The organism is Mesorhizobium sp. B2-4-3 (assembly GCF_006442815.1).
Lineage (GTDB): Bacteria > Pseudomonadota > Alphaproteobacteria > Rhizobiales > Rhizobiaceae > Mesorhizobium.
The window spans coordinates 226,449-249,193 of sequence record NZ_VFVL01000005.1; the positions used below are offsets into that span (position 1 = coordinate 226,449).

Genomic DNA, 22,745 nt, shown 5'->3' on the forward strand with positions numbered 1-22,745 from the left:
GCGGCGGGACAGCGCTCCCCTGACCTGCCGTCCATCTCCCTCTTTGAGGGATCCAAGGGAGATCACGCTGTCATCGGCGCCTCACAGCGCCTTCACCGCCACCTTGACCGGCTTCTCGATCTCCAGCGGATTGCGCAGCGGCAGGCCGAAATCCTGCGCTTCGATCTCGAACGTATCGCCGGCCTCGGTCCTGACGCCATCGGCGAAGGATAATGTCGCGGTGCCGAACATATGCACATGCACGTCGCCCGGCTGGCGGAAGGCCGAATATTTGAAATGATGGTGCTCGAGATTGGCGATGGTGTGCGACATGTTCGCTTCGCCGGACAGGAACGGCTTTTCCCACAGAAGCTTGCCGTCGCGCCAGATGCGTGATGCGCCGCGGATGTCGGCCGGCAGGTCGCCGATCAGGATCTCGGGGCCGAACGAGGCGTTGCGCAGCTTGGAGTGGGCGAGGAACAGATAGTTCACCCGCTCCGTCACGTGGTCGGAGAACTCGTTCGACAGCGTGAAACCGACGCGGAACGGCGCGCCGTCGTCGCCGATGACGTAGATGCCGGCGATCTCCGGCTCCTCGCCGCCGTCCTGCGCGAAGGCCGGCGACATCAGGGGCGCGCCGGGCGCCACCGCCATCGTGCCGTTGCCCTTGTAGAACCATTCCGGTTGCACGCCGACCTGGCCCTTGGCGGGCTTGCCGCCTTCCAGCCCCATGCGGAACATCTTCATGGAATCGGTGAGCTGTTCCTCGCCGTCATTGAGCTTCTTGTGCATGGAATCGCGCGTCGCCGCCGAGCCGAGATGCGTGAGGCCGGTGCCGGTGAGATGCAGATGCGCCGGATCCGGATGGTTGATCGGCGAGACCAGCCTGCCCCTCTTGTAGGCGGCATCGAGATCGACCGTCTCGCCATAGCCCTTGCGCTCGATCAGCGCTTCGAGCCCGGTGCCGGTGCGCGCGGCCTCCATCGCCAGCGAATAGACGCTGCGCGCGCCGTTGATGACCCTGGTCTTGCCGCCGCCGTTGCGGGCGACAACGCGGATCGTCTCGGCGTCGTCGAGGATCTGGGAGATCAGCATGTTTTGAATCCTCTCTCATTTTATCGGCTGCCTGCGGGCAAGCCTTACCCGGCGCGGCGTGGAGCAATCCCCGCCACGGTTGAAACGCTTCGTCCGGATTGCGTTCGCGAGCCTGGTCCTTGCTGGACTCTTGGCGCCGACGGGTGCCGGCAGCTTCGCGATCTGAAACCCGTATGCCTCCTTAAATCCGCTTCCGGCCCTTAAGCCTTGTTCTTGTTGTAGACGTCGAAGATCACGGCGCCGAGCAGCACCAGGCCCTTGACCACCTGCTGCCAGTCGACATTGACGCCCATGATCGACATGCCGTTGTTCATCACGCCCATGATGAAGCCGCCGACCACGGCGCCGATCACCTGTCCGACGCCGCCCATTGCCGATGCGCCGCCGATGAAGACGGCCGCAATGACGTCGAGCTCGCTGCCGAGACCCGCCGCCGGCACCGCCTGGCCGAGGCGCGCCGCGATGATCAGGCCGCCCAGCGCCGACAGGACGCCCATGTTGATGAACACCATCAGCGTCAGCCTCTCGGTGTTGATGCCCGACAGCTGCGCTGCCTTGGCGTTGCCGCCCATCGCGTAGATGCGGCGGCCGATGGTCATGCGCTTGGTGACGAAGACGAACAGCGATATCAGCACGCCCATGACCAGGAGCACGACCGGCAGGCCACGGTAGCTGGCGAACTGGAAGACCAGGAACAGCGCCAGCGCGCTGCCGACCAGCGTCTTGATGACGAACAGCGGGAAGGGCTCCGCCTCATAGCCATGCCGCTCGCGCTTGCGCCGCGTCCGGAAGCCGAAATAGGCGTAGGCGAGCACCGCGATAAGGCCGAGCACGACCGTCGTCATGTGCAGCGTCAAGCCGCTGCCGAGAATCGTCTTGCCGGCGGCATTGACGGTTGGCGGGATCAGCGTCAGCGGGCCGATCACGTCCGGGATGAAGCCCGAGCTCAGAGCCTTGAAGCTGGGCGGCAGCGGGCCGACCGAGGAGCCGCCGCCGAGCAGCGCCTGGCAGATGCCGCGGAAGATCAGCATACCGGCCAGCGTCACGATGAAGCTCGGTATCTTGTGATAGGCGATCCAGTAGCCTTGCGCCGCGCCGATCAGGGCCCCGACGAACAGGCAGACGATCGAGACCACCAGCGGATTCGAGAATATCCCGAGCGGCCAGATCACCATCATCATCGCTGCTAGCGCGCCGATGAAGCCGGCGACCGACCCCACGCTGAGATCGATATAGCCGGAGACGATGACCAGCAGCATGCCGAGCGCCATCACGATGATGAACGAGTTCTGCTGCACCAAATTGCTGAGGTTGACCGGTTTGAACAGCGTTCCCGACGTCGTGTACTGGAAGAACAGCATGATGACGATCAGAGCGATGATCAGGCCGTATTCGCGCAGGTTCGTCGTCAGCGCCGAGACGGCGATGCGCTGTCCCTGCTTGACATCCTCGGCGACGCCGCTTTGCGGTGCGGGAGCGCTGTCTGTGCTCATGATGCTTTTCCTTCTCCGCGAACGATGGCGCGCATGATCTTCTCCTGGCTGGCGTCGCTCGCCGCCATCTCGCCGACGATACGCCCCTCGTTCATCACATAGATGCGGTCGGAGATACCGAGCAATTCAGGCATTTCCGACGAGATGACGATGATCGCTTTGCCCTCGGCGGCAAGGCGCGCGATGATCGTATAGATTTCGTACTTCGCGCCGACGTCAATGCCGCGGGTCGGCTCGTCCAGGATCAAAACCTCCGGATCGGCGAACAGCCATTTGGACAGCACGACCTTCTGCTGGTTGCCGCCCGAGAGGTTGCCGGTGAGCTGGTAGACGCTGGAGGCGCGGATGTTGGTCTTCTTGCGATAGTCGTTGGCGACGCTCATCTCGCGCATGTCGTCGATGACGCCGCGGCTGGAGACGCCGCCCAGGTTGGCCAAAGTCACATTGTGCTTGATGTGGTCGATGAGGTTGAGGCCGTAGGTCTTGCGGTCCTCGGTGACATAGGCGATGCGGTTTTCCACCGCCTTGCTCACCGTCGAAAGATCGAGCGGCTTGCCCCTGAGCAGCACCTCGCCGGTGATGTGCCGGCCGTAGGTGCGGCCGAACAGGCTCATAGCGAATTCGGTGCGGCCGGCGCCCATCAGCCCGGCGATGCCGACAACCTCGCCCTTGCGCACATTGATGTTGATGTTCTTGATCACCTGCCGCTCGGCATGGATCGGGTGGTAGACCGACCAGTCCTTGACCTCGAAGATGACCTCGCCGATCTTCGGCTCGCGCGGCGGGTAGCGGTCGTCGAGCGAACGGCCGACCATCGAGGTGATGATGCGGTCTTCCGAGATGTCCTTCCTCGGCAGGGTCTCGATGGTGCGCCCGTCGCGGATCACCGTCACCTTGTCGGCGACGCGGTTCACCTCGTTGAGCTTGTGCGAGATCAGGATCGAGGTCATGCCCTGGCGCTTGAACTCGAGCAGGAGGTCGAGCAGCGCCTGGCTGTCCTTTTCGCTGAGCGACGCCGTCGGCTCGTCCAGGATCAGGAGCTTCACTTCCTTGCTCAGCGCCTTGGCGATCTCGACCAGCTGCTGCTTGCCGACGCCGATATTGGTGATCAGCGTCTTCGGGTCTTCCTTGAGCCCGACCTTCTTGAGCAGGGCGCCGGTGCGCGTCTCGTTGGCGTCCCAGTCGATGACGCCGTAGCTGGCGTGCTCGTTGCCGAGGAAGATGTTTTCCGCGATCGACAGCATCGGCACCAGGGCAAGCTCCTGGTGGATGATGACGATGCCGATATGCTCGCTGTCGTGAATGCCTCTGAAATTGCACTCCTGGCCGCGGAAGATGATCTGGCCGTCATAGGTGCCGGTCGGATAGACGCCCGACAGCACCTTCATCAGCGTCGACTTGCCGGCGCCGTTCTCGCCGACGATGGCGTGGATCTCACCGTCCTCGACGCTGAGATTGACGTTCGACAACGCCTTCACGCCGGGAAACGTCTTGGTGATGTCGCGCATCTCCAAAATCGTCGAGGCCATCAGGATCTGCTCCCTGGGCGCATGGCTCCAGAACCGGCTCCGATCCCGGAAGGGCTCATGCGCGAAATCAACATACTGCGGCGCGTGACGCCACAGAAGCCGGCAAAAACAATACCGGGGTCGGCTCTGAACGAAAAGGGGCCCTGCGTCGCGCAGGACCCCTCCTTTCGAGGCTGGACTACTTCAGCTCGTCGGCCTTGATGTAGCCGGAGTCGACGACCTGCGCCTGGTAGTTCGACTTGTCGACCTCATGCGGCGTCAACAGGATCGAGGGAACGACCTTGACGTCGTTGTTGTAGGTCTTTTCGTCGAGGCCGTCCGGCTTGCCGCCGGAGAGCACCTTGTCGACCAGCTGCACGGTGGCCTTGGCAAGTTCGCGGGTGTCCTTGAACACGGTTGAATACTGCTCGCCCGAGATGATCAGCTTGACCGAGGCGGTCTCGGCGTCCTGGCCGGTCACGATCGGCCATGGCTGCGCATCCGTGCCGTAGCCGACGGCGCGCAGCGAGGCAGTGATGCCGCGCGACAGGCCGTCATAGGGCGACAGAACGCCGTCGACGCGGCTGCCGTCCGAATAGTTGGCCGAAAGCAGGTTGTCCATGCGCGCCTGGGCGGTGGCGGCGAGCCAGCGCAGCGTGCCGACCTTGTCCATGCCCGTCTGGCCGGACTTGATCTTGATCGAGCCGTCATCGATCAGCGGCTGCAGGACCGACATGGCGCCGTTGTAGAAGAAGAAGGCGTTGTTGTCGTCCGGCGAGCCGCCGAACAGCTCGACGTTCCACGGCTTGGTGTTCGGGAAACGCTCCTTGAGGCCCTTGACCAGCGAGTTCGCCTGGATGACGCCGACGCCGAAATTGTCGAACGTGGTGTAGTAGTCGACATTGCCCGTCTTCTTGATCAGGCGGTCGTAGGCGACGACGACGACGCCCGCGTCATTGGCCTTCTGCAGCGCGTCGGCCATGGTGGTGCCGTCGATCGAAGCGATGATCAGCGCCTTCGGGCCCTTGGTGATTTCGTTTTCCAGCTGGCTGAGCTGGTTCGGGATGTCGTCCTGCGCATACTGCAGGTCGACGGTGTAGCCGAGCGCTTCGAGCTGGGACTTGACGGCGTCGCCGTCGTTGATCCAGCGCTGCGAGGTCTTGGTCGGCATCAGCACGCCGACGAGACCCTTGTCGGCGGCATGCGCCGAATAGGTCATGGCGGCGATGCCAAGGGCCGCGACGGCGGCCAGCGTCTTGATGATCTTCACGATTACTCTCCCTGGTTGATGGACGCGACACCTCGGGGCTTCGCGGGCCGCGCAACCGAACAGCTGCGCTGGCGCGCCACTGTCGGCTTTATCGATCTCCGGTATCCTCCCAATCGGCCCCGCGGCGCAGTTTAAATCGATACGAATTTGCTCGTTGCCGACCGTTGCGCCTCGGAACGCGCGAAGGGTGGGTCCCTTTGACATAACTGTCAAATGCGATCTTTGCTTGTTGCTATATCGAAACCGGTATGGCTTAAGGAGCTGATAGAAACCCGGATAAGAGCCCGAAAATCATGGCGGCGTTGCGAGATCCCGATGCGATTTCAGGGAGTTACGAGAGGTTGCCGGGAGATGGCGAGACGCTGCTGCGCAGCGGCCTCAGTCTTCGCCATATGCGCATGATCGCCGCCCTGGACGATCACGGACGGGTGAGCGCTGCCGCCCAGGTCATGAATATCTCCCAGCCGGCCGCCTCGCGCATGATCGCCGAGATGGAGGCGGTGCTCGACGTGAAGTTGTGCGAACGGCTGCCGCGCGGCGTGACGCTGACCCCTTACGGCCAGGCGCTCGCCCGCCGTGCCCGCTCCATTTTGCTCGAGATGCGGGAGGCCGACCGAGAGATTTCCGAGCTCAAGGCCGGCAAGGGCGGCTCGGTCTTCCTCGGCGCGGTGACGGCGCCGGCGATCGAATTGGCCGTGCCGGCGATCCGTGAGATCCGCCGTATCTATCCGCGCATCGAGATCACTATGCAGGTCGAGACCTCGAACGTGCTTGCCCGCGAGCTGATCGCGTCGCGTCACGACTTCATCATCGCCCGCATCCCCGACGACCTCAATCCGCGGCTCTTCGAATCGCGCGTCATCGGCGTCGAGAAGGCCTGCCTCATCGTGCGCCGCGGCCATCCCTTGGCGAGCGGCCGGATGGTGCGGCTGGAGGAGACGGCGGGCTATGACTGGGTGTTCCAGTCCGGCGGCTCGCCGCTGCGCCAGGCGATGGAAAGCAACTTTTTGAATCGCGACATTCCGCTGCCCGACCGCATCCTCAACACCTCTTCGCTGCTGCTCACCTTGGTGATGGTGGCGCAGTCCGACGCCATCGCGCCGGTCTCGATCCAGGTCGCCAAGTTTATTCAAGGCGGCGATGGGCTGGCCGGTGCCATCGACGTCGTGCAGACCGAATTCGATATCGAGGTCCGGCCCTACAGCCTGATCACGGTCAAGAACCGCGTGCTCTCGCCCGCCGCGAAAATGTTGCACGACTTCATCTTACGCGAAGTGGGGTAATGGAACGAGAATGCTACTTGCACGTTCAAACCGATCGGTCGCTCGCTGGAGCCCGTTGCGGGTGAGGGAAGAGCTGCCGATGCTCAACAGCTCGGGAGGTTTTTATGGAACGTCGATTGTTTCTGACTGGAATGCTTGGCGTTGCTGGGGCGGCGGCACTGGCAAGCTTGGCCGGACCCAGCAAGGCCGTTGCCGGTATTCCTGCCGGCAACGGAATTCTGGACGAGCTTGACAAGCCGGATATGGCTGTGTTCGAGGGGGATGACGACCAGGCCGAGGTGGAGCTGGTTTCCCATCGCCGCCACCATCATGGAGGTTACGGAGATTGGCGCTGGCGCCACCGCCGGCGTCGCCGTCGGCGCGGCTGGAGGCACATCTGCCGCCGCTACTGGCGTCATGGCCGTTGGCGTCGCCGCTGCCGGCGCGAGCGCTTCTGGATCAATATCTGGCTGTAAGGCTTGCAGTCGCAATGTCCTTCACAGGATAGGCTTTCGGTTGGGTCTTGCGCGTTGCGCAAGACCCAACCTCTGCGGTCAAGGTCGGTCTTCCGACAATGTCAGCAGGCGCTGCGGCGTGACCGCCCGATGGCGGAACCCCGACTATGCCTTGAGCAGGTAGGTTATACCGTCAAATTTCTTAGCGTTTCGAGCGTGCCGCTTCGCTTCAGCCCAAGCAGATATTGCCGGCGGGCCGATTCCATGTGGATGGTGGTCGAATAGCGGCTTTCGTGAAGCCAATTGTCGATGCGTTCGAAAAGGGCATCGTCGATGGTCACATCGTTCGCAATGGGCAATTGCTCGTGACTGGCTGCGCACACGTCAACGTCATTGAGATATTGATAGAGCCGTCCCCAATTCAAGCCGCCCGTGTCGAAACCATCGAGCCAGTCCTTGCCAAAATTGAGCCGGTCAGTCGGCAGCTTGCCGAGATGGAAAAAGGCGAAGCCAGGCCATAGATACCAGCGTCCGCCCGGAGCCGTTCTAACTGCTCCAGCCACGGTGGCTAGTTCCAGCAGGCGGAAAGGGTCAGCCTTTTCGGTTGGAAATATATCATGATCGAGGAACCCGACCATCGAAGGGCTGTTTGCCAGAACGACGTTTGCCCAGACCCAATTGAGGGCGAAGCCATGCGATTTGCTTCCGTCGGCCCTGCGGCCGACCCACGGATTGGCCGGAAGCGGGATGTAGGCGAGGCCGGCTGACGCGCAGATATCGCGGATGGCCGTTCTCGCGGACAGATTGCTTGAATTGTCGGCGATAACGTGGATAGCGCCGGGAACATTTTTAGCGACAAGCTTAGTCTGCCAGTCGATAACCTCGGCGTCGTTAAAACTGATCGTGATGAGAACGTTCCGGCCGCGCATGGCGGGGAGAGATATCGGATTGGCATTGCTGGCCAGCGCGATACACTCTCGAGCTTGGTAGCGGGCATGGTTCTTGCGGTCGACCAAGGGTCGTAGTCTGAACCATTCGCGGACAGTATATTTCGACAGGGCGCGCGGCATGCTTCGCTTTTTATACTTCCGCGCAACAATCGCAAGCTGCTCCAAATCGGCTCAGAATTTCGCTGCAAACGGCACTTGGCATTTTGGCCAATATGTCGGCTGCACGCCGGCATGGTATACGTCCATATGCATATTTCGTCCTTGTCGAACGATGTGCCAGACCGGCCCAGCCTCGGGGCTGGGTCAGCTCTTCCAATCTCACGACGGGCTGCGCTGATCGGCGGATTCTGCCTGTGCTGCCTGCCGAGCAGCATTGCTGCCGCGACCATGACGGAGGTGGGGCCGGGCATTTTCATTCGCGCGGCTCCGCACGAGGAAGCTGCAGTCGCCAACCACGGAGGCATCGCCAATATCGGCTTCATCGTCGGGCGCGATAGCGTGCTGGTCACCGATTCCGGCGGCAGCCTCACGGATGGCGAGTGGCTGAGGGCCGAGATCAGGAAGCGGACGGACAAGCCCATCCGCCATGTTCTGATCACCCATGTTCACCCGGATCATTCTTTCGGCGCGGCGGCCTTCGCCGAGGATCGGCCGGCCTTTGTCGGACACCACGCACTGCGGTCGGCGTTGGAGGCGCGCGGCGAATTCTACCAGGAGCGGCTCGCGGAGATCCTCGGCGCCGAGGGCGCTGGCAGTGTCGTCTATCCCACCCAAGAGGTGAAGGACGGCGCGGAAATCGACTTGGGAGGCCGCATTGTCCGGCTGAGCGCGCACGCGACGGCCCATACGGATTGCGATCTGTCGATGCTGGATGTCGAGACCGGGTTGCTCTTCCCGGCCGACCTGCTTTTCGTAAACCGGGTTCCTTCGCTTGACGGCAGCTTGCCGGGCTGGCTCGCCGAACTCGACAAGCTCAAAGCGCTCGGCGCGTCTCGGGCCGTGCCTGGCCACGGCCCGCCGATCGTGGATGTGGCTCCCGCCATGGCTGACCTGACGCGTTACTTGTCGACCTTGCGCGACGGCACGCGCAGGGCGATAGCCTCGGGCGTTTCGATCGAGGATGCCGCCCGCTCTGTTGCTCAATCGGAGCGGAATCGCTGGGTGTTGTTCGACGACTATAACGAACGCAATGTCATCCAGGCTTACAAGGAGCTTGAGTGGGAGTAGTCCGACGAGGAGGAGACCATGAAGATTCTGCCGCTTGCCCTATGCCTCGCCGTCCTTGCCGCGGCGCCGGTCGCCGGAGCTTTGGCCTCGGAGCCGGCCAACACGGAGCCTGAGCGGCAGGAACGCTGGAACCAGATCGCCCAGTATCTGTTCGGCGACCGCAAGGTCGAGCCCACCGAAACGCTGATCAAGCTCGACGCGCCCAAGCGCGCGCAGGATGCCGCGCTCGTACCGATCACGCTGACGATGCCCGAAAAGGACGAGATCAAGTCGGTCTATCTGGTCATCGACGACAACCCGGCGCCTTTCGCAGCCAAATTCACCTTCGGTCCTGCGGCCGATGCCGGATCGGTGCAGCTGCGCGTGAGGGTCGACACCTACACGAATGTTCATGCTGTGGCGGAGACCAAGGACGGCAAGCTCTTCGAGACGGCCGCCTTCGTCAAGGCCTCCGGCGGCTGCTCGGCGCCGGTTGCGGCGAGCGACGCCAAGGCCATGGAGGGCATGGGCCAGATGCGGATGAAATTCGTCGAGGGGGCTGCGGCCGGCAAGCCGGTGGAGGCGACGCTGATGATCCGTCATCCCAATTTCAACGGCATGCAGAAGAACCCGATAACGCAATACTTCACGCCGCCGCGCTACATCAACAAGATGTCCGTGTCCTCCGGGGATGCCAAGGTGTTCGACCTCGAAGCCGATATCTCGCTCTCCACCAATCCAGTCATCACTTTCTCCTTCGTCCCGAACGGGAGAGAGCCGCTGAAGGTCGTTGCTTCCGACACCAAGGATGGCCATTGGGAGCAGGGCTTCGACATTCCGGCTGCGATGAACTGATCGGGCCCGGCGATGCGTTCCATTGTTGAAATTGCCAGGATTGCGGCCATCGTTGCCGCGGTGGCGCTCCTCCCGAACATGGCCTTTGCCGACCCTGTCCCCGAGCCCAGCGGCTTGTGGAGCGGGCCGATGCATGGCGAGACGCCGGCGGCGCTCTCAGGCGCAAGGGTGCTCGACCTCGCCGCCCTCGAGGCGCTGATGGCCGAGAAGCCGCTCCTGCTCGACGTCGGTCCGGCCGACAAGAAGCCGGACGATTTCCCCAAGGACGGGCTCTGGCTTCCAACCCATCGTTCAATGCCTGGGGCGGTGTGGATGCCGGGCGCCGGAGCAGCCTCTCTCGAGGATGCGCAGGAGGAGGTGTTCTATCGCCGCATCGAGGCTCTGACGCAGAAGGACAAGGCGAGGCCGATCGTGACCTTCTGCCGCCCGCAATGCTGGGGCAGTTGGAACGCAGGCAAGCGGCTGGTGATGAAAGGCTACACCAATGTCGGCTGGTTCCCCGCCGGCATAGACGGCTGGCAGGAGAAGCACGAGACCGCCGTGGTCAAGCCGGAGGCAGGCTGGAGCGCAGCCGGGCCCAAATAAGAGGCGCAAATCCTGTCCTGCAAGCTGGAGCGGGTAGCGGGAATCGAACCCGCGCGTTCAGCTTGGGAAGCTGACAGGCTACCATTACATCATACCCGCGCGAGCCCTCGTTACCATGACGGCGGGGCCTCAAGCAATTGGCAAAGCGGAGCCGCGGCGGTACTGCTTGATGGTGGCCTGTCGAGTGCGTATTTCTGGTATCGCTGCCGAATCGGGCGGCTCGAACCGGAGAATGGCCTTGTCCGCACTGACGCGCTTTCTTGGCGACACGCCGCTCAGGGTGTTCCTGAAGCTGCTCGTGGTCTCCTTCCTCGTCGGCCTTGTCATGCATGCCTTCGGCTGGTCGCCGATGGATGTCTTCTATGGCATCCGTCAGTTCTTCGTCGATTTGTGGAATCTCGGCTTCCACGCCATCGACCGCTTCCTGGGCTATATCCTGCTCGGCGCCGCGATCGTGGTGCCGGTGTTCATCCTGCTCAGGATCGCCAACTACCGGAAATAGCTCGGCGTGGCATCACGCATATCGGGAGGCGACCTCGAACAGGATGGCGTGCCGCGCGGCCAGCGCCGGCACGTCGGTCGAATAACCGCCGCCGATGACGCCGCACAGCGGCACGCCCTGCTCACGGAAATGGCCGATGACCGTGTCTTCGCGGGCGCTGAGGCCGTCGTCGCTCAGTGCCAGTCGGCCCAGCCTGTCCTCGGCATGGACATCCACGCCGGCATTGTAGAAGACGAGGTCCCAGCGCCTTTGCCTGGATAGGTCCGGCAGGATGGCGGCGAGCCGCTCGAGATAGGCATCGTCGCCGGTGCCGTCCGGCAAGGCGACGTCGAGGTCTGAGGCGATCTTGAGCACCGGGTAGTTGCGCTCGCCATGCATGGAAAAGGTGAAGGCGCGAGGCTCATCCTTCAGGATGTCGGCGGTGCCATCGCCTTGATGCACGTCGAGATCGACGATCAGGACGTTCTCGACGGCGCCTTCGGCCAGCAGCGCCAGCGAGGCGACGGCGACATCGTTGAAGGTGCAAAAGCCGGCGCCTTGCGCGCGCCTGGCATGATGGCTGCCGCCCGCCGCGTTGCAGGCAATGCCGTGTTTTAGCGCCAGCCTGGCAGCCAGCACCGTGCCCGCGGTGGCGAGCTGCGCTCTCAGCGAAACGCGCGGACCGATCGGAAAGCCGATCTCGCGCTCTATCGTCTCCGGCACCTGGCAGGCGATCACCTGGTCGACATAGTCGGCCGCGTGCGCGAGCTTCAGCCGTGCGGCCGGCGCCGGTTCCGGCATCGATAGCGCGCCCGGTACGGCCAGCCCGCGCATATGCAAGGCCTCCATCAAAAGCGGATATTTGCTCATCGGAAAGCGGTGATTGACGGCGAAGCCGGCGTCATAGTCGGGGTGATGGACGATCTGCAGCGGCATGGGTCGGGAGGCCTGCGCCAGCTCTCAGCATTCCAGGAAAAGCGTGAGACGGTTTTCCGTCTGGAATTGCGCAAGGCCAGCAGAAAATTCGGTTGGCAGTTCGGCGGATGGTGGTTGCGTGACGCCGGCAAACTGGGGCACATCGGGTTCTCGATCAAGCCGCAATCAGCCAGGCAGCAATGGACGCGACCCAAGCCAGCGCCAGATCCTTCGCCGTCACCAACCGCTCGGTGCTGGCGATCGCCGTGCCGATGACGCTTGCCTATCTGACGACGCCGCTGCTCGGCATCGTCGACACGGCGGTGGTCGGCCAGTTCGGCGACGCGGCCTTGCTCGGCGGCCTGGCGGCGGGATCGCTGGTCTTCGACGTCGTCTTCACCACCTTCAACTTCCTGCGCTCCGGCACCACCGGCCTCGTCGCCCAGGCATTCGGGCGCGGCGATCCGCTGGAGGAACAGGCGGTGCTGTGGCGCGCCGTGCTGATCGCGGTCGTCGCGGGCGTCATACTCGCAGCCCTTTCGCCGCTCTTTGCAGTCGCTGGCCAATGGTTCATGGGCGCCGAGCCGCGCGTCAGCGCGGCGATGTCGGTCTATATCCGCATCAGGCTGCTGGCAGCGCCCTTCTCGCTCATCAACTACGCCATACTGGGCTACGTGCTGGGACGCGGCGAGGGCGGGCTCGGGCTGATGCTGCAGGCGGTGCTCAACGGCATCAACATCGCGCTCTGCTTCCTGCTCGGCCTCGAGCTTGGCTGGGGCGTTGCCGGCGTCGCCTGGGCGACCGTGACCGGCGAGTTCCTGGCCATGCTGCTCGGCCTTGCCATCGTGCTCGCCCGTTTCCGCAAGCTGGAGCGGCCGTCACGCCGCCGCATCCTCGACCTCCCGGCCTACCGGCGCATGCTGTCGCTCAACCGCGACATCATGATCCGCTCCTTCTCGCTGCTTGCCGCCTTCGCGCTGTTCACCAGGCAGGGCGCGCAGTTCGGCACGGTGACGCTCGCCGCCAATGCGGTCTTGATGAATTTCTTCCTCATCGCCGGCTATTTCCTCGACGGTTTCGCCACCGCCGCCGAGCAGCTGGCGGGTCGCGCCATCGGCGCGCATGCGCCGGCCCCGTTCCGGCAGGCCGTCCGGCTGACGCTGATCTGGGGTTTTTGTCTCGCCGGCATCGCCACGCTCATCCTGTTGACCGCCGGTACCAGTCTGGTGGCACTGGTGACGACGTCTCCAGAAGTCCGCGCGGTCGCCGACGCCTATCTTCCGTGGGCGGCCTTCACGGCGCTGAGCGGCGTGCTTGCCTTCCAGATGGACGGCGTCTTCATCGGCGCCACTTGGTCGCGCGACATGCGCAACATGATGCTCTTGTCGTTCCTCGTCTTCAGCGCCGCGCTCATCACCCTGGCGCCGGCCTTCGGCAACAACGGGCTCTGGGCGTCGCTGCACGTCTTCCTGCTGGTGCGGGGAGTGAGTTTGCTTGGGGTGCTCAGGCTCCGGATACGCACGGCATTTTAGCGCTGGATGCGGGCGTCGGAGCGTTCTCAGCTCCAGAGATCGGTCGAAAGGTACTTCAGGCCGGAGTCGCAAATCACGACAGCGATCGTCTTGCCGGATTGGTCGCCGCGCAGGAGGCGCAGCGCGGCGGCCACATTCGCTCCCGAGGAGAAGCCGCCGAAGATACCTTCGCTGCGCGCGAGCAGGCGCGTAGCCTCGCGTGCTTCATCGCCGGAAACCTGAAGATAACCATCGACGGGCGCGTTGTTCAGGAATGCCAGGTCCGGCATGGCGTAACCGCCGCCTTGAATGGGATGCTCGGGCTGGGTGACCGTCTCTCCCGCGGCTGCCGCGGCGCCCTCGGGCTCGACGATGAAGCACTTGATCAGAGGGTTGCGTTCCTTCAGCGCCCTTGCCACCCCGGCATATGTGCCGCCCGAGCCGATGAAGTCGACGAAAGCATCGACGGCGCCATGGCTGGCGTCCCAGATTTCCGGCCCGGTTCCGTGATAATGCGCAAGCCAGTTCCCGTCGCGATGGAACTGGTCGGCGCGGTACGCGCCACGTTCCGCCGCAACCGCTTTGGCGGCCTGCTCGACGAGCGCCAGATCGCCACCCGAGACCTGCCCCGGCACCGACCCCGGCAGCTGGTCCACGAGGATGACTTCCGCGCCGAGCGCCGTCATCATGCGTGCACGCTCTTCGGAGTTGCCCTTCGACATCACCGCGACGAAGGGGTAACCCCTGACGGCGCAGATGATGGCGAGCCCCGTGCCCATGTTTCCGGAGGTAAGCTCGACCACAGTTTGGCCCGGCTTGATGGCGCTGGATCTCTCGGCCTCCTCGATTATTCCAAGCGCCGCACGGTCTTTCTTCGAAAAGCCCGGATTGAGATATTCCAGCTTGGCGAGGATTGCGCCGTCGACGCCCGCCTGCGCCGTCAGCCTGTCGAGCCGGACCAATGGCGTTCCACCGATCGAGTCCACGACGGAGTCCAGAATTTCGGCCATCGTTTGTCCTCCTGATTTGGTGGGAACTCTCAGAGTCGTTCGGACCAGCTTGCGCAACCGGTGTCGCGCAGCTCTCCGATGGATTTGAGGTTTTCCCTCTCCGCAAAGCGCGCCATGCCGGCAACGATGCGCCCCGGCAGCGCCGGGCCGGCATAGACCATGCCGGTGTAGAGCTGGACGAGGTCGGCGCCGGCGCGGATCTTTTCCAATGCGGCCTCGGTGGAATCGACGCCGCCGACACCGATAATGGCCATGTCGGGTCCGAGCAGCTTGCGCATGCGGGCCAACACAGCGGTGGAACGCCCGAACAGCGGCTTGCCCGAAAGGCCGCCGGCTTCGCCGGCCGCGGTCGCGCTCCGCAACCCGGTTCGCGCCAGCGTCGTGTTGGAGACGATGACGCCGTCGATTTTCTTCTCGGCGACCTCGGCGGCGATGTCTTCGAGTTCCGCCTCGACGAGATCCGGCGCGATCTTGAGGAAAACCGGCGGCTGCGCCGACGCGTCCGCACGCGCGGCCATCACCCGCGACAGCAATTCGCCGAGCTGCTCGCGCGCCTGCATGTTGCGAAGGCCTGGCGTGTTGGGCGAGGAGATGTTGACCGTCAGATAGGAGGCATGTTGCGCGAAGCGGGCGACGCCGCGCTCATAGTCGGCGATGCGGTCGGCGCTGTCCTTGTTGGCGCCGATGTTGACGCCGACGATACCTGGACGGCCCTTGCGCGCGGCAAGCCGTTTTTCGGCGGCCGCGTGGCCTTCATTGTTGAAGCCCAGCCGGTTGATCACCGCTTCGTCCGCCGTCAGCCGGAAAATACGCGGCTTCGGGTTGCCGGGTTGCGGCAGCGGCGTGATGGTGCCGACCTCGGCGAAGCCGAAGCCAAGCCCAAGCAGCGCGTCCGGCACTTCGGCGTTCTTGTCGTAGCCGGCCGCCATGCCGAGCGGGTTCGGGAAGTCGAGCCCGCAGAGGCTCAGCTTGAGCCGCGCGTCGCGCGGCGCGGTCCCGCCAACCGGAAGCCCGCAGCGCAGCGCCGAGATCGACAGGCCGTGCGCGGTTTCCGGATCGAACGAGAAAAGCAGTTTCTGGCCGATCCGGTCGAGCACGCTCATTCGCCCTCCAGCGCCGGGAATTCGTGGCCGCCGGCGCCGTGCGGCAGCGGTTTCACCCAGAGAACGGCATCGAGAGCGAGCGCGGCGTAGAGATGCGGGAACAAGGCACCGCCGCGCGACACCTCGTATTTCAGCGCCTCGCCCAGCTTTGCCCCGTCGATGGCGATCAGCAGCAGGTCCGCCTGGCCAGCGAAATGCTTGGCCGCCGTCTCGCGCACCTGACCGGCGGTGGAGAAATGGATGAAGCCGTCGGCGATGTCGATCGGCGCGCCGGTGAAGCGTCCGTTCCTCTCGGCTTCGCGCCAAAGCGCCTTGGGCGCGATCTTGTAGATAATCTGAGACATTGTCGCGCTATAGTCCGAACCGAAGGTAGGGGGAAGGCTCGAAGCTCGACTCTTCCCCATTTCCGGCGCAAACCTGTGATAGCCCGCCTTCACTGGCTCATGGAGGACAATATGCGTCTGCAGCACATCCTGATCCCCGCGGCGCTTTGCTCGCTGGTTGCCGCTTCCGCCTATTCCGAGGAGACCGACCACTACCGCTTGGAGAAGTCCGCCGACGGTTATGTCCGCATGGACACCCGAACCGGCGCCATGTCGATCTGCGAGGAGCGCTCCGGCCAGCTCGTCTGCAAGATGGCCGCCGACGAGCGCGCTGCCTACCAGGACGAGATCGACCGGCTGGACAATTCGGTCAAGGCGCTCGACACGCGCGTCGCCAAGCTCGAGAACTCGCTCTCGGCCCGGCTGGAATCCAACCTGCCCAGTCAGGAGGATTTCAACAAGTCGCTCGGCTACATGCAGCAGTTCTTCCGTACCTTCAAGGACATCGTCAAGGACATGGACAAGGACGATGGCGACGGCGGCACCAAGCTGAATCAGAAGACCTGAACCGGGGGCGCGGCCGAGCCATCCTGGGGAAAATCCCGCGCGCGCCCTTTGCCGCTTGAAAACGCGCGGCGTCCCCGCATAATCGTTCCGGTCCCCGCAAGAAGCACACAATGATGATGGGATCGGGGGAGGAATATTTGCCGTCGGGCCACACTTTCGTCATTGCCGACGACCATCCGCTTTTTCGCGGCGCGCTGAAGGAGGCGCTGGCCGGCATCGGTGACGTCGCCGCCATCCATGAGGCCGGGGATTTCGAAAGCGCCAAGGCGCTGGTGCTCGCCAACGAGGATGTCGACATGGTGCTGCTCGACCTGTCGATGCCGGGCGCCAGCGGCCTGTCCGGCCTGATCTCGCTGCGCGGCATCCATCCGGCGGTGCCGCTGGTGGTGGTATCGGCGCATGACGATCCCGTCACCATCCGCCGCGCGCTCGATCTCGGCGCTTCCGGCTTCATCTCCAAATCGGCGAGCATGGAAGAGATACGCGGCGCCGTGCAGGCGGTGCTTGCCGGCGATATCGCCGCGCCCACCGGCGTCGAGCTGGGCGTCGAGCGCGATCCGGAAATCTCCGACCTGATCAAGCGGCTGCAGGCGCTGACGCCGCAGCAGACGCGGGTGCTCGGCATGCTGGCGGAGGGCCTGCTCAACAAGCAGATCGCCTATGAGCTCGGCGTTTCCGAAGCCACCATCAAGGCGCATGTCTCGGCCATCCTGCAGAAGCTCGGCGTCGACAGTCGCACCCAGGCCGTCATCCAGCTTTCGAAGATCGGCGGCGACCCGCTGCAGCCGGTCGGCTGACCGGCATCCGGTTCAGTCCGGGCGCTGAACCGCCTCCTGCCGCGCCGGTCGTGCCCTGAAGACGGCAAAGCCGACCGCCGCCATGATCCAGACGCCGATGCCGCCATAGAGCATCACCCAGCCAAAGCCGTTCGCGAGCGCATCATGCACGACCTTGTCCTGCAACCCCGGCACAGGATTGCCGGCCGCGATCGCCTCGGCGAATTGATAGAGCCTTGCGCTGTCGAGATCGGGCAGCGCCGCCATGAGATGCGAGAGCACACCGCTCGCCAGGATGAAGCCCATCACCGCGATGTTCACGGCGAGCGAGATCATGCGCGCGCTCATGTCGATGCCCGATGCCATGCCGGCGCGGTTCCGCGAAACCGAGCCGGTGGTGGTGTTGGTGACCGGCGTGTTGGTGATGCCAAGGCCGGCGCCCGCGATCAGGCAACCCGGCAGCATGGTCAGCCAGCTGGCATGGGCAGCAGTGCTGCCCCACTTCATCAGGAAGAAGCCGATGCCGATGATCGCGAGCCCTGCCGGGATGATGACGCCGGGCCGGTAGCGCAGCGACAGCCGCTCGGCCAAAGGCGGCATGACCAGCGTCGGCAGCGTATAGGCGAGCAGGGCAAGGCCGGTGGCGAAGCTGTCCAGGCCCAATCCGGCATGGAACCAGATCGGCAGATAGATCATGAACGGCCAATAGCTGAGGTTCATTGCCGCCGAGCCGACGATCGCGCCGGAAAACGGGCGGATGCGGAACACCGAAAAGTCGAACATCGGCCGCTTGCTGACCCTTTCGGCGATCAGGAACGCGACGAAGCTCGCGATCGACAGGCCAAGGATCGCCAGGGCGGCTGGGCTGGCGAAGCCAAGCTCCGGTCCCTGCGTGATGTAGAAGACGAGGCAGAAAACGGCAGGCGACAGTGTCAGGATGCCGGCGAGGTCCAGCCTGCCCGCCTGCGGATCCTTCGATTCATGGACGCCGCCCAAGGCAAGCGCGAAGGCGACGATCGCAAGCGCCACGTGGATGAGGAACACCCACTGCCAGCTCGAGACGGCGACGATGCCGCCGCCGATGATCGGGCCGAAGCCGAGGCCGATGCCGAAGACGACGCCCCACCAGCCCCAGGCCACGGCGCGCTCTCGGCCTTCCTGGAATTCATGCGACAGCACGGCGAGCTGGCAGATCAGCATCGCGCCGCCGCTCAACCCTTGCAGAAACCGCGCGACGATCAACGTCGAGATGTTGCCCGCCAGGCCGCAGATCAGCGAGGTGAGCCCGAAGGCGGCGATCGAGGCCAGGAAGACGCGCTTGCGCCCATAACGATCCGCAATGGTGCCGACCGCCATCAGCACGGTGGTGACGGCGATCGTGTAGGCGTTCATCACCCATTGCAGTTGCCTGAAGTCCGCGTTGAGCACCTGTTCCAGCGTCGGCAGGATAGTCGGGACGCTCGATATCTCCAGCCCGAACATCAGGCAGGCGAGACATGCGGCAAACAGAACGACGATGCCCCGGCGGGTGAGGACAGGTGTCATGGTCAAGCCTCTCGAAGTTCGGTCTCGAGTTTCTTGGGGCAGGGCGAAACCGGATGGTCGTTCGCCGCTACCGCGCTCAACCCAAGTTAGGGCAGGCTTGATCATTTTAAAATTGCATGGTTGGCTATTTCAATGACAACAAAACAGGATAGCTGACATGACGCTGGACGTAGATGCGATAAGAACCTTCGTCGCCGTCGCCGACCTGCGCAGCTTCACGCGTGCCGCCGAAACCCTCGGCAGCACTCAGGGCGCGATCAGCGTCAAGCTGAAGCGGCTGGAGGATCGGATCGGCGAGAGACTGATCGAGCGGACGCCGCGGCTGGTGCGCCTGTCGGCGCGCGGCGCGGTGTTCCTGGAGCCGGCGCGCGAGTTGCTTGCCGCCCATGACCGCGCCGTCGCCAGCCTGACCGCCGTCCGCCGCCATTTCCGGCTCGGCATCGCCACCCATGTCGGCGGCGCCGAGGTGCCGACCTTGCTGGCGCGGCTCAGCGCGCATGATCCGGCCTTGACCATCGAGGTGCGGCTAGACGATTCGCGCGACCTGCTCGCCGCCTTCGATCGTGGCGAGCTCGACGCCGCGATCGTGCGGCGTGAAGACGACCGCCGCGACGGCGAGGTGCTGGCGCCCGAGCATTTCGGCTGGTACGCCACGCCCGATTTCGTCTACCGCGCCGGCGAGCCGCTGCGGCTGGCGGCCTCCGCGCCCTCCTGTAGCATCCGCGACATCGTCACCGGCGCGCTCGACGCGGTCGGCATACCCTGGACGCAGGTCTTCCTGGGCTGCGGTTCCTTCGCCGTTGCGGAAGCCGTTTCGGCAGGCCTTGCCGCGGCGGTCTTCTCCTGCCGGCTCGCCCCGCCTGGCACCATCGAGGTCAGCCGCAAATTCGGCCTGCCGCCGCTGCCGGCGTCGGAGATCCTGCTGCTGTCCACGCTCTCCGATCCGCAATCGCGCGAGGCGCTGCGCACCCTTGCCATGGCGTTTCGCGAGCATCGTCCGGCGGCCAGTGGCGCGCGGCCCCGCTTCCGCAATTCGCAAATGGCCGACAGCTCCATCTGAGGCCGCCGTCCGCAAGGTCCTGGCCGCGATGCTGCAGGCTCAGCGATAGTTCTCGACGGCCGAGCCCGGCATCGCATCGTCGTCGGCGGTATCCGCCGAGCTTCGCGCCCGCCCGATCGCGGCGCCAAGGCCGAGCGAGGCGATCGCCACCAGCGGAATGCCGGCGATCCAGGGCAGCCTTGGCGCAAGCGCATAGAGCGCCGTGCCGATCGACGGCCCGAGCGAGTCCTTGAGGTCGACCGCCACGGACGAGGCGGCCATGTAGGAGGCACGCCGCGCCGGTGGCGCGAGCGCGTTGACGGCGGTCGGCACCAGCGGCCCGACCAGCATCTGCGCCACCGCGCACAGGCTGACGGCGGCAATGAGCGAGATCATCGCCGGCGAGGTCGCCAGCAGCGCAAAGGCGGCGATGGTCGAGGTGCCGGCGCCGGCTGCCAGCCAAAGCGCCGATCGCGCCTCGGCAAGCCGGCTCACCAGCATCTGCAAACCGACCGTCAGCGCGGCCGCATAGGCAAACAGCGCGCCGACACCGGACGGGCTGAGCGTGCCGGCGTCCTGCGCATAGAGCGGGATCACCGCCTCGATCCAGTTGCCGGAAATCTCGAACAGCACGACCCAGGCGAGCAGCTTCGCCAGGCGGCCGTCGCGGAAGGCCGGCAGCAGTGCCGACAGGCCTTCCTCTTCCTCCGCGCCATCAGTGTCGACTGCGGCATGTCCGTCCGTATCGGCAAATGCGATGAGCATGACGATCCCGCCAAGGATGAGCATAGCGCCGCCGGCCAGGAACACGCTGCCGAGCGAAACAAGCGCCAGCAGCGCGCCGCAGGCCGGTCCGAGGATCTGTCCGGCGCTCGAGCTCACCCTTGCCATGCCGAACCAGCGCGGATGCGCGGAAGGCTCCGTCACATCGGCGATGGCGGTGAGGATGGTCGGGTGGAGCACCGACTCGCACATGCCGGTCAAAAGCAGCACGGCCGCGCTGGCGGCGACGCCGTGCACGAAGAACAGCGCGATGAAGCCGCAACCGACGCCGAGCGAGGACAGGATCAGCACCGGCCGCCGGCCGATCCGGTCGGCGATGCCGCCGATCAGCGGCGCGGCAATCAATTCGCCGCCGGCATAGCAGGCAAACAAAAGGCCGATCGCGCCGACCGGGATGTTCGCCTCGCCGCTCGCCCAGAGCGGAAAGAAAGGCACCAGCGCGCCATCGGCGAAACCGGCGCAGAAGAACAGGAAGAGGCCGAGCAGGGCCGGGCGCGGCAGCCCGCGCCAGGACGATGGGAGGATGGTCATGATGTCACCTACGCGTCAAAGGCTCGAAGGCCAGGGGCCCGAAGGCCGGGATTGCGCGTTGGTTGACGTAAACGCCTACGGCTGCCCGACGGACAGCATGGGGTAATTTCGAACAGGCCTCAGTTGAGCCGCATCGACAGCTCCACGTCGTCGCCGAACGGCGTCGACATATAGCCGCCGGCCGGCGCGCGCACTCGCTCCAGATATTCGGGCGAGAAGTCGGCATTGTCGGCGATGACCAGCGCGCCGGGCCTGAGCCGGCTCTCGACCAGGCCCAATATCTCCGGATAGAGCGCCTTGGCGCCGTCGAGCAGCAGAAGGTCTATCCGGTCGGGCAGGTCCGTGCTGAGCGTTTCCAGCGCGTCGCCCTCGCGGATCTCCACCAGGTCGATGAGGCCGCCTTCGGTCAGATTGGCCTTGGCCCGCGTTACCTTCGACGGCTCGAATTCCGTCGTGATCAGCCGGCCGCCGCCATTGTCGCGCAGCGCCGCGGCAAGATAGAGCGTCGAGATGCCGAACGAAGTGCCGAACTCGACGATGATGCGCGCGCCGGTGCTGCGCGCCAGCATGTAGAGCAGCGTGCCGGTCTCCGGCGAGACCGCAAGCCAAAGATCCTTCAGGCTGCCGTAGAACTGGCGATATTCGGTCTTGCTGTGCAGCAGGCGCGTCCGTTCCTCGCGCGAGTACCGGGCGATCGCCGGGCTGGTCGCCGAATTGGCCTCCTCGAACAGGCGGCTGAGCAAGGGCGCGAGCGTGGTTCCGGTCAAGGTTGTCATGGCTGTCTCCGGCGGGTTCTTGTGTTGCTTCGAAAAATACGAATAATCCTTCAGGTTTCCAATTCGCATTTCGGCGAGCGACCATGATCCAACGCTCAAGCCCTTCAATTTCCACCCGAAAACAGCCAAAACAGGCGCGCGCCACCGAGCTTGTCGCGGCGATTCTGCAGGCGGCTGCTCAGGTTTTGGCGAGCGAGGGGGCGCAGCGTTTCACCACCACGCGCGTCGCCGAAAAAGCCGGCGTCAGCGTCGGCTCGCTCTACCAATATTTCCCGAACAAGGCCGCGCTTCTGTTCCGCCTGCAAAGCGACGAATGGCACCAGACGACCGAGCTCTTGTGCGGCATTCTCGAAAACGCCGAGCTATCGCCTCTCGAACGGATAAGAACGCTGGTTCACGCCTTCATCCGCTCCGAATGCGCGGAGGCGGCGGTGCGCGGCGCGCTGAACGACGCGGCGCCGCTCTATCGGGATGCGCCTGAGGCGCAGGAGGCAAAGGCCATGGCCGACCGCACGGTCGAGGCCTTCCTGCGGGAAGTGCTGCCCGATGCTTCTGCTGCTGTCCGCGCCATGACTGGCACGTTGATCATGAAGACGCTGAGCGCCGTGGGGGCGGATTTTTCGGAAAAGGAGCGAATGGCCGATGAGATCGAAGCCTATTCCGATGCGCTCGCCGGCATGTTCTGCGCCTATCTCCTAAGTCTCGGCCATCGCGGCTGAGTTTTGAG

23 protein-coding genes and 1 tRNA gene are annotated in these 22,745 nt (G+C 64.5%); 11 read left to right on the plus strand and 13 right to left on the minus strand.

The window, feature by feature from the left end; translation table 11 throughout:
- Positions 1–81: 81 nt before the first annotated feature.
- The 4 genes from araD1 to chvE form a co-directional block, all read right to left on the minus strand.
- Positions 82–1,074, minus strand: a complete 993-nt coding sequence (araD1, locus tag FJ956_RS08135; protein ID WP_140673341.1) for an AraD1 family protein — start codon at positions 1,072–1,074, stop codon at positions 82–84.
- A 200-nt stretch (positions 1,075–1,274) separates the two neighbouring features.
- A complete protein-coding gene (gene mmsB / locus FJ956_RS08140) occupies positions 1,275–2,567 on the minus strand; it encodes a multiple monosaccharide ABC transporter permease (RefSeq protein WP_140673343.1) in 1,293 nt (430 codons plus the stop codon).
- Complete coding sequence (gene mmsA, locus FJ956_RS08145; protein WP_140673345.1) at positions 2,564–4,096, minus strand: multiple monosaccharide ABC transporter ATP-binding protein; 1,533 nt, start codon at positions 4,094–4,096, stop codon at positions 2,564–2,566. Before mmsA ends, mmsB begins: the two co-directional genes overlap by 4 nt.
- Before the next feature lie 178 nt (positions 4,097–4,274).
- Positions 4,275–5,345: a multiple monosaccharide ABC transporter substrate-binding protein gene (chvE, locus tag FJ956_RS08150; RefSeq protein ID WP_140673347.1), complete on the minus strand. Its 1,071-nt coding sequence runs from the start codon at positions 5,343–5,345 to the stop codon at positions 4,275–4,277.
- Positions 5,346–5,638: 293 nt separating this feature from the next.
- Here chvE and FJ956_RS08155 point away from each other — a divergent pair, with 293 nt between their 5' ends.
- Together FJ956_RS08155 and FJ956_RS08160 are read left to right on the plus strand one after the other, a co-directional pair.
- A complete protein-coding gene (locus FJ956_RS08155; protein WP_140673349.1) occupies positions 5,639–6,628 on the plus strand; it encodes a LysR substrate-binding domain-containing protein in 990 nt (329 codons plus the stop codon).
- 104 nt (positions 6,629–6,732) lie between these two features.
- Positions 6,733–7,083 (plus strand): protamine-2 (modular protein), encoded by a 351-nt coding sequence (locus FJ956_RS08160; RefSeq protein ID WP_140673351.1) that lies wholly within the window; start codon positions 6,733–6,735, stop codon positions 7,081–7,083.
- Positions 7,084–7,247: 164 nt separating this feature from the next.
- Here the strand turns inward: FJ956_RS08160 and FJ956_RS08165 are convergent, their stop codons facing one another.
- A complete protein-coding gene (locus FJ956_RS08165; RefSeq protein ID WP_140673353.1) occupies positions 7,248–8,078 on the minus strand; it encodes a hypothetical protein in 831 nt (276 codons plus the stop codon).
- A 180-nt stretch (positions 8,079–8,258) separates the two neighbouring features.
- On the opposite strand from FJ956_RS08165, the gene FJ956_RS08170 reads away from it, so the two are divergent.
- Genes FJ956_RS08170 through FJ956_RS08180 form a run of 3 tightly spaced genes read left to right on the plus strand, consistent with a single transcriptional unit; the run spans position 8,259 to position 10,658 of the window.
- Complete coding sequence (locus FJ956_RS08170) at positions 8,259–9,239, plus strand: quinoprotein relay system zinc metallohydrolase 2 (RefSeq protein WP_140673355.1); 981 nt, start codon at positions 8,259–8,261, stop codon at positions 9,237–9,239.
- Between the two features lie 18 nt (positions 9,240–9,257).
- Positions 9,258–10,073 (plus strand): quinoprotein dehydrogenase-associated SoxYZ-like carrier, encoded by an 816-nt coding sequence (locus FJ956_RS08175; protein ID WP_140673357.1) that lies wholly within the window; start codon positions 9,258–9,260, stop codon positions 10,071–10,073.
- Between the two features lie 12 nt (positions 10,074–10,085).
- Entirely contained in the window at positions 10,086–10,658 is a 573-nt protein-coding gene (locus FJ956_RS08180) for a rhodanese-like domain-containing protein (RefSeq protein WP_140673359.1), read from the plus strand.
- 25 nt (positions 10,659–10,683) lie between these two features.
- On the opposite strand, the gene FJ956_RS08185 is transcribed toward FJ956_RS08180, so the two are convergent.
- Positions 10,684–10,757, minus strand: a tRNA-Gly gene (locus FJ956_RS08185).
- A gap of 139 nt (positions 10,758–10,896) precedes the next feature.
- On the opposite strand from FJ956_RS08185, the gene FJ956_RS08190 reads away from it, so the two are divergent.
- Entirely contained in the window at positions 10,897–11,160 is a 264-nt protein-coding gene (locus tag FJ956_RS08190) for a DUF6460 domain-containing protein (RefSeq protein WP_140673361.1), read from the plus strand.
- Between the two features lie 12 nt (positions 11,161–11,172).
- On the opposite strand, the gene FJ956_RS08195 is transcribed toward FJ956_RS08190, so the two are convergent.
- Entirely contained in the window at positions 11,173–12,075 is a 903-nt protein-coding gene (locus tag FJ956_RS08195; protein ID WP_140673363.1) for a histone deacetylase, read from the minus strand.
- A gap of 179 nt (positions 12,076–12,254) precedes the next feature.
- Here FJ956_RS08195 and FJ956_RS08200 point away from each other — a divergent pair, with 179 nt between their 5' ends.
- A complete protein-coding gene (locus FJ956_RS08200; protein WP_140673365.1) occupies positions 12,255–13,586 on the plus strand; it encodes an MATE family efflux transporter in 1,332 nt (443 codons plus the stop codon).
- A 26-nt stretch (positions 13,587–13,612) separates the two neighbouring features.
- On the opposite strand, the gene FJ956_RS08205 is transcribed toward FJ956_RS08200, so the two are convergent.
- The 3 genes from FJ956_RS08205 to FJ956_RS08215 are packed head-to-tail and all read right to left on the minus strand — an operon-like array spanning position 13,613 to position 16,022.
- A complete protein-coding gene (locus FJ956_RS08205; protein ID WP_246671975.1) occupies positions 13,613–14,632 on the minus strand; it encodes a cysteine synthase family protein in 1,020 nt (339 codons plus the stop codon).
- A complete protein-coding gene (locus tag FJ956_RS08210; protein WP_140673367.1) occupies positions 14,605–15,678 on the minus strand; it encodes a quinone-dependent dihydroorotate dehydrogenase in 1,074 nt (357 codons plus the stop codon). Before FJ956_RS08210 ends, FJ956_RS08205 begins: the two co-directional genes overlap by 28 nt.
- Complete coding sequence (locus tag FJ956_RS08215) at positions 15,675–16,022, minus strand: DUF952 domain-containing protein (protein ID WP_181170089.1); 348 nt, start codon at positions 16,020–16,022, stop codon at positions 15,675–15,677. The genes FJ956_RS08210 and FJ956_RS08215 overlap by 4 nt, the downstream gene beginning before the upstream one ends.
- A 111-nt stretch (positions 16,023–16,133) precedes the next feature.
- On the opposite strand from FJ956_RS08215, the gene FJ956_RS08220 reads away from it, so the two are divergent.
- Both FJ956_RS08220 and FJ956_RS08225 read left to right on the plus strand, forming a co-directional pair.
- Positions 16,134–16,568 carry a hypothetical protein gene (locus FJ956_RS08220; RefSeq protein WP_140673371.1) on the plus strand — a complete coding sequence of 145 codons (435 nt, stop codon included), beginning with the start codon at positions 16,134–16,136 and terminating at the stop codon, positions 16,566–16,568.
- Between the two features lie 137 nt (positions 16,569–16,705).
- The gene (locus FJ956_RS08225) at positions 16,706–17,365 is read left to right on the plus strand and encodes a response regulator transcription factor (RefSeq protein ID WP_140673433.1); all 660 of its coding nucleotides are present in this window, start codon (positions 16,706–16,708) and stop codon (positions 17,363–17,365) included.
- Positions 17,366–17,377: 12 nt separating this feature from the next.
- Here FJ956_RS08225 and FJ956_RS08230 read toward each other — a convergent pair whose 3' ends face one another.
- A complete protein-coding gene (locus FJ956_RS08230; RefSeq protein WP_140673373.1) occupies positions 17,378–18,889 on the minus strand; it encodes an MFS transporter in 1,512 nt (503 codons plus the stop codon).
- 157 nt (positions 18,890–19,046) lie between these two features.
- On the opposite strand from FJ956_RS08230, the gene FJ956_RS08235 reads away from it, so the two are divergent.
- The gene (locus FJ956_RS08235) at positions 19,047–19,949 is read left to right on the plus strand and encodes a LysR family transcriptional regulator (protein WP_140673375.1); all 903 of its coding nucleotides are present in this window, start codon (positions 19,047–19,049) and stop codon (positions 19,947–19,949) included.
- Positions 19,950–19,988: 39 nt separating this feature from the next.
- Here the strand turns inward: FJ956_RS08235 and FJ956_RS08240 are convergent, their stop codons facing one another.
- A complete protein-coding gene (locus tag FJ956_RS08240; RefSeq protein ID WP_140673377.1) occupies positions 19,989–21,242 on the minus strand; it encodes an MFS transporter in 1,254 nt (417 codons plus the stop codon).
- A 119-nt stretch (positions 21,243–21,361) separates the two neighbouring features.
- Positions 21,362–22,018, minus strand: coding sequence for an O-methyltransferase (locus FJ956_RS08245; RefSeq protein WP_140673379.1), 657 nt, complete (start codon positions 22,016–22,018; stop codon positions 21,362–21,364).
- A gap of 83 nt (positions 22,019–22,101) precedes the next feature.
- Here FJ956_RS08245 and FJ956_RS08250 point away from each other — a divergent pair, with 83 nt between their 5' ends.
- The gene (locus tag FJ956_RS08250) at positions 22,102–22,737 is read left to right on the plus strand and encodes a TetR family transcriptional regulator (RefSeq protein ID WP_140673380.1); all 636 of its coding nucleotides are present in this window, start codon (positions 22,102–22,104) and stop codon (positions 22,735–22,737) included.
- Positions 22,738–22,745: the final 8 nt, after the last annotated feature.

What these genes read in the sequence shown, in the direction of transcription:
- FJ956_RS08210 (WP_140673367.1), bottom strand. Translation starts at nt 15,678, where the DNA reads ATGAGCGTGCTCGACCGGATCGGCCAGAAACTGCTTTTCTCGTTCGAT.
- FJ956_RS08175 (WP_140673357.1), top strand. Translation starts at nt 9,258, where the DNA reads ATGAAGATTCTGCCGCTTGCCCTATGCCTCGCCGTCCTTGCCGCGGCG.
- mmsA (WP_140673345.1), bottom strand. Translation starts at nt 4,096, where the DNA reads ATGGCCTCGACGATTTTGGAGATGCGCGACATCACCAAGACGTTTCCC.
- FJ956_RS08215 (WP_181170089.1), bottom strand. Translation starts at nt 16,022, where the DNA reads ATGTCTCAGATTATCTACAAGATCGCGCCCAAGGCGCTTTGGCGCGAA.
- FJ956_RS08250 (WP_140673380.1), top strand. Translation starts at nt 22,102, where the DNA reads ATGATCCAACGCTCAAGCCCTTCAATTTCCACCCGAAAACAGCCAAAA.
- FJ956_RS08195 (WP_140673363.1), bottom strand. Translation starts at nt 12,075, where the DNA reads ATGCCGCTGCAGATCGTCCATCACCCCGACTATGACGCCGGCTTCGCC.
- FJ956_RS08180 (WP_140673359.1), top strand. Translation starts at nt 10,086, where the DNA reads ATGCGTTCCATTGTTGAAATTGCCAGGATTGCGGCCATCGTTGCCGCG.
- FJ956_RS08230 (WP_140673373.1), bottom strand. Translation starts at nt 18,889, where the DNA reads ATGACACCTGTCCTCACCCGCCGGGGCATCGTCGTTCTGTTTGCCGCA.
- FJ956_RS08170 (WP_140673355.1), top strand. Translation starts at nt 8,259, where the DNA reads ATGCATATTTCGTCCTTGTCGAACGATGTGCCAGACCGGCCCAGCCTC.
- araD1 (WP_140673341.1), bottom strand. Translation starts at nt 1,074, where the DNA reads ATGCTGATCTCCCAGATCCTCGACGACGCCGAGACGATCCGCGTTGTC.
- FJ956_RS08240 (WP_140673377.1), bottom strand. Translation starts at nt 21,242, where the DNA reads ATGACCATCCTCCCATCGTCCTGGCGCGGGCTGCCGCGCCCGGCCCTG.
- FJ956_RS08200 (WP_140673365.1), top strand. Translation starts at nt 12,255, where the DNA reads ATGGACGCGACCCAAGCCAGCGCCAGATCCTTCGCCGTCACCAACCGC.
- mmsB (WP_140673343.1), bottom strand. Translation starts at nt 2,567, where the DNA reads ATGAGCACAGACAGCGCTCCCGCACCGCAAAGCGGCGTCGCCGAGGAT.
- FJ956_RS08245 (WP_140673379.1), bottom strand. Translation starts at nt 22,018, where the DNA reads ATGACAACCTTGACCGGAACCACGCTCGCGCCCTTGCTCAGCCGCCTG.
- FJ956_RS08220 (WP_140673371.1), top strand. Translation starts at nt 16,134, where the DNA reads ATGCGTCTGCAGCACATCCTGATCCCCGCGGCGCTTTGCTCGCTGGTT.
- FJ956_RS08155 (WP_140673349.1), top strand. Translation starts at nt 5,639, where the DNA reads ATGGCGGCGTTGCGAGATCCCGATGCGATTTCAGGGAGTTACGAGAGG.
- FJ956_RS08160 (WP_140673351.1), top strand. Translation starts at nt 6,733, where the DNA reads ATGGAACGTCGATTGTTTCTGACTGGAATGCTTGGCGTTGCTGGGGCG.
- FJ956_RS08235 (WP_140673375.1), top strand. Translation starts at nt 19,047, where the DNA reads ATGACGCTGGACGTAGATGCGATAAGAACCTTCGTCGCCGTCGCCGAC.